The organism is Mumia quercus (assembly GCF_025506335.1).
GTDB lineage: Bacteria > Actinomycetota > Actinomycetes > Propionibacteriales > Nocardioidaceae > Mumia > Mumia quercus.
Genome location: NZ_JANZYO010000005.1, coordinates 18458 through 30018 on the forward strand (window position 1 = coordinate 18458; position 11561 = coordinate 30018).

The 11561-nt window shown below is 71.7% G+C and carries 11 protein-coding genes; 7 read left to right on the forward strand and 4 right to left on the reverse strand.

The annotated features are described in order from the left end of the window. Positions 1 to 15 precede the first annotated feature (15 nt). The 3 genes from NYZ95_RS12265 to NYZ95_RS12275 are packed head-to-tail and all read right to left on the reverse strand — an operon-like array spanning position 16 to position 5285. On the reverse strand, positions 16 to 468 hold the full coding sequence (locus NYZ95_RS12265; protein WP_262851601.1) for a GNAT family N-acetyltransferase: 453 nt from the start codon (positions 466 to 468) through the stop codon (positions 16 to 18). Further along, positions 465 to 3089, reverse strand: coding sequence for a valine--tRNA ligase (valS, locus tag NYZ95_RS12270; protein WP_262851603.1), 2625 nt, complete (start codon positions 3087 to 3089; stop codon positions 465 to 467). Before valS ends, NYZ95_RS12265 begins: the two co-directional genes overlap by 4 nt. Positions 3090 to 3143: 54 nt before the next feature. Beyond that, positions 3144 to 5285, reverse strand: a complete 2142-nt coding sequence (locus NYZ95_RS12275) for an MMPL family transporter (RefSeq protein ID WP_262851604.1) — start codon at positions 5283 to 5285, stop codon at positions 3144 to 3146. An 87-nt stretch (positions 5286 to 5372) separates the two neighbouring features. On the opposite strand from NYZ95_RS12275, the gene NYZ95_RS12280 reads away from it, so the two are divergent. The 4 genes from NYZ95_RS12280 to NYZ95_RS12295 are packed head-to-tail and all read left to right on the forward strand — an operon-like array spanning position 5373 to position 8339. Then, entirely contained in the window at positions 5373 to 6716 is a 1344-nt protein-coding gene (locus tag NYZ95_RS12280) for a bifunctional folylpolyglutamate synthase/dihydrofolate synthase (RefSeq protein ID WP_262851605.1), read from the forward strand. Beyond that, positions 6716 to 7054, forward strand: coding sequence for a DUF4233 domain-containing protein (locus tag NYZ95_RS12285; protein ID WP_262851606.1), 339 nt, complete (start codon positions 6716 to 6718; stop codon positions 7052 to 7054). Before NYZ95_RS12280 ends, NYZ95_RS12285 begins: the two co-directional genes overlap by 1 nt. 36 nt (positions 7055 to 7090) lie before the next feature. After that, complete coding sequence (ndk, locus tag NYZ95_RS12290; RefSeq protein ID WP_262851607.1) at positions 7091 to 7501, forward strand: nucleoside-diphosphate kinase; 411 nt, start codon at positions 7091 to 7093, stop codon at positions 7499 to 7501. 13 nt (positions 7502 to 7514) lie between these two features. Next, complete coding sequence (locus NYZ95_RS12295; protein WP_262851608.1) at positions 7515 to 8339, forward strand: protein kinase family protein; 825 nt, start codon at positions 7515 to 7517, stop codon at positions 8337 to 8339. A 14-nt stretch (positions 8340 to 8353) separates the two neighbouring features. Here the strand turns inward: NYZ95_RS12295 and NYZ95_RS12300 are convergent, their stop codons facing one another. Next, a complete protein-coding gene (locus NYZ95_RS12300; RefSeq protein ID WP_262851609.1) occupies positions 8354 to 9043 on the reverse strand; it encodes an NIPSNAP family protein in 690 nt (229 codons plus the stop codon). Between the two features lie 108 nt (positions 9044 to 9151). Between NYZ95_RS12300 and NYZ95_RS12305 the strand changes: the two genes are divergently transcribed. From NYZ95_RS12305 to mreD, 3 genes are read left to right on the forward strand one after another with little or no spacing between them, the layout of a single operon-like run. Beyond that, positions 9152 to 10186: a rod shape-determining protein gene (locus tag NYZ95_RS12305; RefSeq protein ID WP_262851610.1), complete on the forward strand. Its 1035-nt coding sequence runs from the start codon at positions 9152 to 9154 to the stop codon at positions 10184 to 10186. A gap of 4 nt (positions 10187 to 10190) precedes the next feature. Continuing rightward, positions 10191 to 11042 carry a rod shape-determining protein MreC gene (gene mreC, locus NYZ95_RS12310; protein WP_262851611.1) on the forward strand — a complete coding sequence of 284 codons (852 nt, stop codon included), beginning with the start codon at positions 10191 to 10193 and terminating at the stop codon, positions 11040 to 11042. A gap of 1 nt (position 11043) precedes the next feature. After that, positions 11044 to 11559, forward strand: a complete 516-nt coding sequence (gene mreD / locus NYZ95_RS12315) for a rod shape-determining protein MreD (RefSeq protein ID WP_262851612.1) — start codon at positions 11044 to 11046, stop codon at positions 11557 to 11559. Positions 11560 to 11561: the final 2 nt, after the last annotated feature.

An 11561-nucleotide genomic window follows, 5' to 3' on the forward strand; every position in this document is an offset into this window, starting at 1 on the left:
CGTACGCGACGAACGTCAGAGGGCGAGCTTGAAGCCGACGTGGCTCGCCGTGAAGCCGAGGCGCTCGTAGAAGCGGTGCGCACCCTCGCGGCTCGCGTCGGACGTGAGCTGGACCAGCGAGCAGCCCTGGCGGCGCGCCTCCTCGACGGCCCAACGGATCAGCTCCGAGCCGAGCCCGTCGCCGCGCAGGTCCGAGCGGACCCGTACGGCCTCGATCTGCGCGCGCGACGCTCCGCGACGCCCGAGCCCGCGGATGTACGTGAGCTGCATCGTCGCGACGACCTCACCGTCGCGCTCGGCGACCAGCACGCGGTTGTGCGGGTCGGCCGAGATCGCCTCGACGGCCTCGCGGTACGGCGTGAGGTCGTCCGGCGACTCGCGCGTGACGCCCAGCGGATCGTCGACGAGCATCGCGACGATCGCCGGGACGTCCTCCGCGGTGACGTCGCGGACGGCGAGGCCGCTCACTCGGAGACGGTCTCTGCTGGCTTCTCCGCCGCGGGCTTCTTGGGCTCCGGCTCCGCGAGCTCGGCCTCGACCGCGATCTCGCCGTCCTGCGACGGGTCGACCACGAACTCGACCTCGCCCGTGACGTTGCCGGCCGCACGGATGTCGCCGAGCGCGCGCTTGACGATCTCGAGCCGCTTCTCCGAGCCGCGCAGCACCAGACCGGTGACGGCCGTGCGCTGGCTCACCTTCGCGGTGGACTTGGCGCCGCGGATCCCGGCGAGCGCCTGACCAGCGGCGACGAGCACGGCCGGGTCCTGAGGCGTCGTCGTGATCTCGAGCTCGGCGCTCGGCCACTCCGCACGGTGGATCGAACCCTCCTGCCACCACGACCAGACCTCTTCGGTGACGTAGGGGAGGAACGGCGCGAGCAGCCGCAGCTGCACCGACAGCGCGATCGCGAACGCTGCCTTGGCCGACTCGGCGGCCTCGCCCTCGCCACGCGCACGGTCCTTGACGAGCTCGAGGTAGTCGTCACAGAAGCCCCAGAAGAACCGCTCGGTGACCTCGAGGGCGGTCGTGTAGTCGTACGCCTCGAACGCCTCGGTGGCCTCGTTGGTGACCTGGCGCAGACGGCGCAGCATCGACAGGTCCAGGAGCTCGGTCACGCGGTGCGGCTCGACGTACGAGGCGTCGACGCCCAGCCCGTACGCGTCGGGCGCGGCGAGGACGAACTTCGACGCGTTGAGCACCTTCATGGCGAGGCGGCGGCCGACCTTCATCTGCGCCTCGTCGAACGGGGAGTCGGCACCGGGACGGGCGCCGGCTGCGCGCCACCGCACGGCGTCGGCGCCGAACTTCTCGAGGATCTCGGTCGGGACGACGACGTTGCCCTTGGACTTCGACATCTTCTTGCGATCGGGGTCGACGACGAAGCCCGAGATCAGGGCGTGAGACCACGGCGCCGCGTGGTTCTCGAGGTGGGCGCGCACGACGCTCGAGAACAGCCAGGTACGGATGATGTCGTGGGCCTGCGGGCGCAGATCCATGGGGAACGTCTTCTCGAAGAGCTCCGGGTCGCGCTCCCAGCCGCACACGATCTGCGGCGTCAGCGACGAGGTCGCCCAGGTGTCGAAGATGTCGGGGTCGCCCATGAAGCCGCCCGGCTCCCCGCGCTGGCTCTCGTCGAAGCCCTTGGGCGCCTGCGCCTGCGGGTCGACCGGCAGATCGGCCTCGTCGGGCAGGATCGGGTTGTCGTAGTCGGGCTCGCCCTCGGCGTCGAGCGGGAACCACACGGGGATCGGCACGCCGAAGAAGCGCTGGCGGCTCACGAGCCAGTCGCTGTTGAGCCCGTCGATCCAGTTGGTGTAGCGCGACTGCATGTAGGGCGGGTACCAGGAGATCTCGTGGCCGCGGGCGACGAGCTGGCCGCGCAGCTCGGGCTCCTTGCCGCCGTTGGTGAGGTACCACTGGCGCGTGGACACGATCTCGAGGGGCTTGTCGCCCTTCTCGTAGAAGTTCGCGACACGGGTCGTCGGCTTCGGGTCGCCGTCGAGGTCGCCGGAGTCACGCAGCGCCTCGACGATCGCCTCTCGGGCGGAGAACACGGTCTTGCCGGCCAGCGCCTCGTACGCCGCGCGCCCCTCGTCGGAGGTGATCCACTCCGGGGTCTCGCGCAGGATCCGGCCGTCGCGGCCGACGACCGTACGGGTCGGCAGGTTGTACTCGCGCCACCACTGGACGTCGGTGAGATCACCGAACGTGCAGCAGTGGACGATGCCGGAGCCCTTCTCGGGATCGGCGGCGGTGTCGGCGAGGACCGGCAGCTCGACCCCGAAGAGGGGAGAGGTGGCCGTCGTGCCGAACAGGTGCTGGTAGCGCGGGTCGTCGGGGTGCGCGATGAGCGCGACCGCCGCGGGCGTCAGCTCGGGCCGCGTCGTCTCGACGTGCACCTTCGTGCCGTCGGCGAGCGTGTAGCCCACGCGGTAGTAGTGGCCGGGGTAGTCGCGAGCCTCGAGCTCGGCCTGGGCGACCGCGGTCTGGAACGTGACGTCCCAGAGGGTCGGCGCATCGGAGGTGTACGCCTCGCCGCGGGCGAGGTTGCGCAGGAACGCGCGCTGCGAGGCCGTCCGGGAGACCTCGCCGATGGTCGTGTAGGTCTGCTCCCAGTCCACCGACAGGCCGAGCGTGCGCCAGAGGTCCTCGAAGGCCTTCTCGTCGAGCGCCACCAGCTGCTCGCACAGCTCGATGAAGTTGCGGCGGCTGATCGCGATCTGCTTCTTCGGGTCCGGCTTCTCCGGAGGAGTGAAGTCAGGGTCGTACGGCAGGGACGGGTCGCAGCGCACGCCGAAGTAGTTCTGGACGCGACGCTCGGTGGGCAGGCCGTTGTCGTCCCAGCCCATCGGGTAGAAGACCTCCATGCCGCGCATCCGCTGGAAGCGGGCGATGAGGTCGCAGTGCGTGTAGGAGAAGACGTGGCCTACGTGCAGGGAGCCTGAGACGGTCGGCGGCGGGGTGTCGATCGAGTACACCTGGGCGCGCGTCTTGGAACGGTCGAACGCGTAGGTGCCACGCTCTTGCCACAGCGCGGACCACTTCTGCTCGAGCCCTTCCAGGGCAGGCTTCTCCGGCACGTTGCTCATGCGTCCAGTCTAGGAGGGGCCGCCCTCGTGCCGTGACCCGGTTATCGCCTGTCCTCACGGGCCGGGCGGGCCCGCGTCCGCCCCGGCCGGGACGACCTCCTCGTACGGGTCGCGAGGACCGGATCCGACGTCGACGTCCTCTTTGCGCCCGAGCGCGCTCGGCCACCACATGTGGCGTCCGACGTCGAGGTTCAGCGCGGTGACGAGCACCGACCGTACGACCAGGGTGTCGAGGAGCACACCGAACGCCACCGCGAACCCGATCTCGGCGAAGAACACCAGCGGCAGCGTGCCCAGCACCGCGAACGTGCCGGCCAGGACCAGCCCGGCGGAGGTGATCACCCCGCCGGTCGCGGCGAGGCCGATGAGCGCGCCACGGCGCGTGCCGAAGCGCTGCGCCTCCTCGCGCACACGGGTCATGAGGAAGATGTTGTAGTCGATCCCGAGGGCGACGAGGAACACGAACACGAACAGCGGGAACGACGTGTCCGTCCCGGCGAAGCCGAAGACGTGCCGGAACACCAGGGCGCTCACGCCCAGCGCGGCTCCGAACGACAGCACGACCGTGCCGAGGAGGATCAACGGTGCGGCGACGGCGCGCAGCAGCACCATGAGGATCAGCAGCACGACCACGAGCACCGCCGGGATGATGACGCGGTTGTCGCGCGCAGAGGCGTCCTGGATGTCGAGCGTGACCGCGGTCGTGCCTCCGACGAGAGCGTCGGGGTCGGCGGCGTCGAGCTCGCCGCGGAGGTCCTCGATCGTCGCGTACGCGGCGTCGCTGTCGGGCTCGCTCTCGAGCGTGCCCTCGAGGTAGGCCCAGTCACCCTTGACGCGGGGCTCGGTGACGCTCTGCGGGGCGATGCCGTCGTTCGCCTGGAACGTCGTACGCACCGCGTCGGCATTGTCCGGACGGGCGAGCACCACGACCGGTGCCCCTGCGCCGCCGGGGAAGTGCTCCGACAGGACCTGCTCGCCCTTGACCGAGTCGGGTGTGCCGAGGAACGCCTCCTCTGTGGTCAGGCCGGTCGCGTTCAGCTGGACGATGCCGATGCTGGCGATCGCCAAGATGAGCGACGTCGTGACCCAGACGCGCCGCGGCGCGCGGGCGATACGGCGCCCGACCCCGGCCCACAGGCCGTGCGTGGCCGGGTCCTCGTCGCCGTAGTGCGGGATGCGCGGCCAGAAGATCCAGCGTCCGAGGACGACCAGGAGCGCCGGGAGCAGCGTCAGCATGACGGCGAGGCCCGCCACGATGCCGATCGCAGCGACGGGGCCGAGGCCGCGGGTGGAGGTCATCTGGGCGAGGAGCAGGCAGAGCATGCCGATCGCGACCGTGGCGCCGCTGGCGATGATCGCGGGGCCCGCCCGGTGGAGGGCGACCGCCATCGCCTCCGGTCGGCGTTGGTGGCGCCGTAGCTCTTCCCGGTAGCGGGCGACCAGCAGCAGCGCGTAGTCCGTGCCCGCGCCGAAGACCAGGACGGTGAGGATGCTCGCGCTCTGGCCGTCGACCGTGAGGTTGGCGTGCTTGGCGAGCAGCACCACGACCGCCTGTGCGACCGTGAGCGCGACGCCCGCCGAGATCACCGGCAGAAGCCACAGGAGCGGACTGCGGTAGGTGAAGAGCAGCAGCACCGTGACCACGCCGGCGGCTGCGAGGAGCAGGGTGCTGTCGATGCCTTCGAAGACGGACGCCGAGTCCGCCGCCTGTCCGGCTGGTCCGGTGACGAACGCCTCGAGCCCGTCGGGACCGTCGCCCGCCTGGTCCTGGATCTCCTCCACGACGTCCGGCGCCTTGTTCCAGCCGTCTTCGCCGAGGTTGAGCGGGACGATGACCTCGAGCGCCTCGCCGTCCTCGGAGGGGATCGGGCCGACGACCTCGCCCTCGATGTCGTCACGCTGACCGAACGTCGCCACATCCTCCTGGGCCGCGGTCATGTCCGCGGGCCGCAGCCCGCCGTCGCGCTCGTACACGACCACGGCGGGGAGCATGTTGGGAGACGAGAACGTCTCGGCCGCCTCCAGCGCCTTCGTCGACTCCGCGCTGCTGGGGAGCCAGTTCTCGGCCTCGTTCTCCTGGACGTCCGTCAGCTGCCCGGCCGTCGAGCCGAGCAGCCCGATGACGACCACCCAGAAGACGATGGTGAGGACGGGCATGAAGCGGTGGTTGATCCAGCCGGCGATCGATCGGTGCATGACAGTCTCCCTGCGAGCGTTCTTCGACCGTACGACCGCGAGGGCGTCGCGAAGTCATCGCTTGCATCCCTGGAATACTGGACAGCGATGACGAATCCCACGTACGTCGAGGTCGAGCGTGCCCTGCTGGCCCGCTGGCCCGAGACGAAGCTCGAGCCGTCGCTGGACCGCATCCGTGCGCTGTGCCGGCTGATGGGCGACCCCCAGAACGCCTACCCGGTGATCCAGCTGACCGGCACCAACGGCAAGAGCTCGACCGCGCGGATGATCGACGCCCTGCTGCGCGAGCTGGCCGTACGGACCGGACGGTTCACGAGCCCGCACCTCGTCTCGATGACGGAGCGGGTCAGCATCGACGGAGCGCCGTTGAGCGAGGAGCTCTTCGTCGAGGCGTACGCCGACGTCGCCGCGTACGCGCAGGTCGTCGACGACACCCAGCCCGTCCCGCTGTCGTACTTCGAGATGATGGTCGGTCTCGCCTACGCCGCGTTCGCCGACGCCCCGGTCGACGTCGCCGTCGTCGAGGTCGGGATGGGAGGCGCCTGGGACGCCACCAACGTGGTGGACGCCGCCGTCGCGGTCCTCACCCCGATCGACGTCGACCACTCCCGCTACCTCGGAGACACACCGGGCGAGATCGCCGTCGAGAAGGCCGGGATCATCAAGAGCGGAGCGCAGGTCGTCACTGCGGCCCAGCCCGAGGACGCCGCGGCCGAGATCGCCGCGCGCGCGGCGGAGGTCGGCGCCACGCTCCACCGCGAGGGTGTCGACTTCGGGGTCGTCGAGCGGACGCCCGCGATGGGAGGCCAGCTCCTGACCCTGCAGGGGCTCAGCGCGCGGTACGACGAGGTCTTCCTCCCGCTGTTCGGTGAGCACCAGGCGCGCAACGCCTCGTACGCGCTGGCGGCCGTCGAGGCGTTCACGGGCAAGCGCGAGCTGGACGCCGAGATCGTGCGTACGGCGTTCGCGTCGGTGACCTCGCCCGGTCGGCTCGAGGTCGTACGCCGCAGCCCCACCGTCGTCCTCGACGCCGCGCACAACCCTGCAGGCGCCCGCGCGACGGCGGAGGCGGTGCAGGAGGCCTTCGCGTTCACGCCGCTCATCGGCGTCGTGGGTGTCATGGCCGACAAGGACGTCGACGAGATCCTGCTGGCCTTCGAGCCGGTGATGGCCGAGATCGTCTGCACCCAGAACGCGAGCGACCGTGCCATGCCGGCCGAGGAGCTGGCCGACGTCGCCGAGGGCATCTTCGGAGCGGACCGGGTGCACGTCGCCCGTAGCCTCCCCGACGCCCTCGAGAAGGCCGTCGCGCTGTCGGAGAGCGACCGCTACGGCGAAGGCGTCGGCGGCGGAGGTGTGCTCGTCACCGGATCGGTCGTGACGGCAGGTGAGGCGCGGGTGCTGCTCGCGCGTGAGGAGTCGGTGGACTGATGCGTGGCATGTGTGCCGGGGTGCTGTTCCTCGAGGCGATCGTGCTCGGGCTGGCGACGCCGGTGATGATCCAGGTCGAGGACGTGTCGCCGGCGCTCGCGCTGGTCGCCGGCCTCGGGCTCGCGTTCGTGGCCCTCGTGACGTCGGGCCTGCTGCGGCACTCCTGGGCCTACACGGTCGGATGGCTCGTCCAGGTCGGGGCGGTCGCGCTCGGGTTCCTGCTGCCGATCGCGTTCTTCGTCGGCGGGATGTTCGCCGTCCTGTGGGCGGCGGCGTACTTCCTCGGACGCAAGATCGAGGCCGACCGCGCGGCCAACCCGGAGTTCTACGCCCGCTGAGCGGGGGTGCGCAGGCCTCTCGCTAGGCTTCGGCTCATGTCCGAACGCACTCTGGTCCTGCTCAAGCCCGACGCCGTCCGCCGTGGACTGGTCGGTGAGATCCTCGGTCGTTACGAGGCCAAGGGCCTCTCGATCGTCGCGACCTGGTTCGGCACGATCGACGCTGCCCAGGCCGACGCGCACTACGCCGAGCACGTCGAGCGCGACTTCTACCCGCCGCTGCGCGCCTTCGTGACCTCCGGTCCGATGATGGCGCTGGTGCTCGAGGGCGACGCCGCGATCGACGTGGTGCGGCTGCTCAACGGCGCCACCGACGGCCGGATCGCCGCGCCGGGCACCATCCGTGGTGACCTGTCGCTCTCCAACCGGGAGAACCTCGTGCACGGGTCGGACTCGCCCGAGTCGGCCGCACGCGAGATCGCGCTCTGGTTCCCCGACCTGGGCTGAGTGCCCCGCTCCCGTGACGTACGACGAGCCCGATCCTTCGCTCCCCGAGACGCCGCTGGCCGGTGGGGACGTGACGGAGGGGCTCGTCCGCGTCGGTGAGACCGTCCGCCGGCCGACCGGTCCGCACAGCGCGCTGGTCGCCGACGTGCTGCGGCATCTCGAGGCCGTCGGATTCACCGGGGCACCGCGGTACCTCGGCGTCGACGCCGCCGGCCGGCAGGTCCTCTCGTACGTCCGCGGGGAGGTCGCCTCGCGTCCCCGCCCGGCCTGGATGGCCGACGATGACCGGATCGTCGGCGTCGCGCGGCTCCTGCGGGCGTACGACGACGCGGTGGCCCCGCTCGGCGTTCCTCCGTCGGTGATCGCGCAGCCGGAGCCGGACGGGTGCCCGGCGCGTGTCGCCGGGGCGCCGGAGCTGATCGGGCACCTCGACGTCACGCCCGACAACGTCGTGTTCGTCGACGGGCAGGCGCGTGCGCTGATCGACTTCGACCTGGCCCGCCCGGCGACCCGTACGGAGGAGGTCCAGAACCTCCTTCTGTGGTGGGCGCCGCTCGTCCCGCCCGCCGACCGGCCCGACGTGGTCCGCGACGTCGACGTCTTCGCGCGGGCGCGGCTGCTCGTCGACGCCTACGGCCTCGGCGCCACCGACCGGGCACGGCTGGTCGAGGTCGCCGAGAACACCGCCGCCCGGGCGTGGTTCCTCATGCGCGCGCGGGCCGAACGGCTCGGAGGCGGCTGGGCCCGGATGTGGGACGACGGAGTGGGCGAAGCCATCGAGCGTCGCCAGGCATGGCTCGCCGAGCACCGGGACGAGATCCGCCGCGCCGTCACCTGAGGGCCCGGCTGCGCTCAGCGCAGCAGCGAGCGGTCGGTCGGCACGAGCCGGAGCTCGTCGCGAACGCTCGCCCGCAGGGTGGCGAGGAGCTCGTCGGACGCCGCCGCCGCTTCCAGGCGGCGCCGGTGGGCGGCGTGCTCCTGCGCCGACGCGAACCGCGCGATCCGGACGTAGACGGCGGCGTCGTCTCGCACGGGCAGCACGGGGAACGTGTTGACGACGTCGGCAGACACGTACGCCGCGGTGCGCCGCGCTCCCAGCTCCGTGAGTGCCTCCTCGCCGGCCTCGGCCATCAGTGCGGTGAACGCGTCGAGGTCGTCCGGCTGGTAGACGGTCGCCGCGACCAGGCCTCCCGACGGCGGGCCGCCGTCGGGGAGGGCGAGCGCGCCGTCCGGCGCCGGCCGCAGCAGGAGGACGTCGTCGAAGGCGGTCATCGTGGCGTTCGCCGCGTCACGGTGCTGCGCCCACGCCGGGCCCCCGTAGAACGCCTGCAGCGCCCTCCCGCGGCTCTCGGCGTCCTCGAAACCCCGCATCCACACGAACTGGTCGGGCCGGTCGAGGTCGCGGAACTGGCCGAGCACCGAGATGCCGACCGCCTCCTGCGTCTCGACGAGCTCGGCGTCGAACAACGAGATCAGCACCTCGCGCTGACCGGGGTGGAGGTCGTAACGGCGCAGCTCGACCAGCGCGGTGCGGGGAGTCATCCGGACAACGTGGCACGTCCCGCCGACAGAATCATCGAACGTCCGGGCGGCGCCGCGCTCTGGCGTGTCCTGCCGGGGAGCAGGGCCCACTCCACCTAGCCTGAGCGCATGTCCTTCCCCTTGCGCAGCCTGCTCGGGCGCGACATGGCGGTCGACCTGGGTACAGCCAACACCCTCGTCTACGTGCGAGGCAAGGGCGTCCTGCTCGACGAGCCATCGGTCGTCGCCCTGGCCGCGCAGACCCACGAGATCCTCGCGGTGGGGACCGAGGCCAAGCGCATGCACGGCCGTACGCCGGACGCGATCTCGGTGATCCGGCCGATGAAGGACGGGGTGATCGCCGACTTCGAGGCGTGCGAGCACATGCTCCGGCTGTTCATCCAGCAGGTCCACCGACGCCGTTACTTCACGAAGCCGCGCCTCGTCGTCTGCGTCCCGAGCGCGATCACGTCGGTCGAGCAGCGCGCGGTGCGCGAGGCCGGGTACCAGGCCGGCGCACGGCAGGTGTTCATCGTCGAGGAGCCGATGGCGGCTGCGCTCGGCGCAGGGCTGCCGGTGCACGAGCCGACCGGCAACATGATCGTGGACGTCGGCGGCGGCACCACCGAGGTCGCGGTGATCGCGCTCGGCGGGATCGTCGCGAGCCGGTCCATCCGCACCGCCGGCGACGACATGGACGAGGCGATCGTCGCGTGGTTCAAGAAGGAGCACGCGCTCCTGCTGGGCGACCGTACGGCCGAGGACCTCAAGGCCGAGGCCGGCTCGGCGTTCCCGATGCCCGACGAGCGCACGGTCCAGGTCCGCGGTCGCGACATGGTGGGCGGACTCCCTCGTACGGTCGAGGTCACCGCAGCCGAGGTCCGCCGCGCGCTCGAGGAGCCCGTCGCCCAGATCGTCGACGCTGTCCGCACCACGCTCGACCTCACGCCGCCGGAGCTGGCCGGCGACATCATGGACCGCGGCATCGTCCTCACCGGTGGGGGAGCGCTGCTGCGGGGGCTGGACGACCGCATCCGGCACGAGACCGAGATCCCCGTCCACGTCGTCGAGGACCCGTTGCACTCGGTCGCGCTCGGCGCCGGGAAGTGCGTCGAGGAGTTCGACGCCCTTCAGCAGGTCCTGACCTCCGAGCCGCGGAGGTGACCGCGTGGCCCGGACCCGTACCCGTCCCGACCCCGAGCCCCGCCGACCGCGCACGGTCCTGCTCGTCCTCCTGCTCGCCGCCGTCGCCCTGATCACCGTCGACCTGTCCGGTGCGGGATCCCCCGCCCGTACGGTCGCGTCCACCGTTCTCGGACCGCTGGAGTCTGGCGCCAACCGTCTGCTGAGCCCGTTCGGTGTCGACACATTCGCGACCCGCGACCGGCTCCGTGACGAGAACGCGGCCCTCGAGGAGGAGAACGCGCGGCTGCGCGGCCTCGTCGCGTCCAGCGGTGTCGACCGGAAGCGGCTCGCGGAGTACGACGCGCTCGCGCAGTACGCGCAGGCGGCCGGGCTGGAGACGGTGGACGCGCACGTCGTGGCCGTCGGCTCTGCCCAGTCGTTCCGCCGGACGGTCACGCTCGACGCCGGGACCGCGCGAGGGGTTCGCCAGGACATGACGGTGCTCGGGCCCGACGGCCTCGTCGGCCGCGTCCTCAGCGCGACGCGGACGAACGCCGTGGTCCTCCTGCTCGTCGACGCCGACTCCGTCGTCGGCGCCCGGGTCGGAGGTGACCACGAGCTCGGCATGGTCCGCGGCGACGGCAGCTTGTCCGGGTCGGGTCGGCTGACGCTCGACGTGCTCGACCGCGAGGCCGTCCCGAAAGAGGGCGACACCATCGTCTCGTGGGGCTCGCGCGACGGCGTCCCGTACATCGCCGGCGTCCCGATCGGGCGCGTGGAGAAGGTCGTGGAGTCCCCGCGCGACGAGACCGCCGAAGTGACCGTCGCGCCGTTCGTCGACTTCTCGGCGCTCGACGCGGTGTCCGTCGTGGTCGGCGCGCGGACGGGGTCGTGACGTGAGCGTCGGACGCGCGGCGCTGGTCGGCGCGCTGCTGGTCGCGGCGGTGGTCGTCCAGGTCAGCGTGCTCACGCCGCTGGTCCCGACCGGCGTCGCTCCCGACGTCGTCCTCGTGGTCGTCGTCGCGGTGGGGCTGTGCGCCGGAGCGGCCGACGGGGCCGTGGCGGGGTTCGTCGGTGGGCTGCTGCTCGACGCCGCACCGCCTTCCGACCACCTCCTCGGACAGTGGGCGCTGGCGTTGACGGTGGTCGGCTTCCTCGCCGGCACGGTGGACCGCGGGAGCAGGCCCTCGTGGTTCAGCGACGCGGTGACGGTCGCGGCCAGCGCGTTCGTCGGTACCTCGCTCTTCGCGCTGTCGGGACTGGCGCTCGACCAGCCGGGCGTCGCAGCCTCGTCGGTGCTCGGCGTGGTGGCGCTGGCGACCGTCTACGACGTCGTGCTCGGGCTCGCCGTGGTCCCGGCGGTCCGGGCCCTGCTGGCACGCCTCGAGCCCACGCCTCGGGTGAGGTGGTGACG

What these genes read in the sequence shown, in the direction of transcription:
- NYZ95_RS12285 (WP_262851606.1), top strand. Translation starts at nt 6,716, where the DNA reads ATGCGTGGCATGTGTGCCGGGGTGCTGTTCCTCGAGGCGATCGTGCTC.
- NYZ95_RS12305 (WP_262851610.1), top strand. Translation starts at nt 9,152, where the DNA reads ATGTCCTTCCCCTTGCGCAGCCTGCTCGGGCGCGACATGGCGGTCGAC.
- NYZ95_RS12300 (WP_262851609.1), bottom strand. Translation starts at nt 9,043, where the DNA reads ATGACTCCCCGCACCGCGCTGGTCGAGCTGCGCCGTTACGACCTCCAC.
- NYZ95_RS12280 (WP_262851605.1), top strand. Translation starts at nt 5,373, where the DNA reads ATGACGAATCCCACGTACGTCGAGGTCGAGCGTGCCCTGCTGGCCCGC.
- NYZ95_RS12275 (WP_262851604.1), bottom strand. Translation starts at nt 5,285, where the DNA reads ATGCACCGATCGATCGCCGGCTGGATCAACCACCGCTTCATGCCCGTC.
- valS (WP_262851603.1), bottom strand. Translation starts at nt 3,089, where the DNA reads ATGAGCAACGTGCCGGAGAAGCCTGCCCTGGAAGGGCTCGAGCAGAAG.
- ndk (WP_262851607.1), top strand. Translation starts at nt 7,091, where the DNA reads ATGTCCGAACGCACTCTGGTCCTGCTCAAGCCCGACGCCGTCCGCCGT.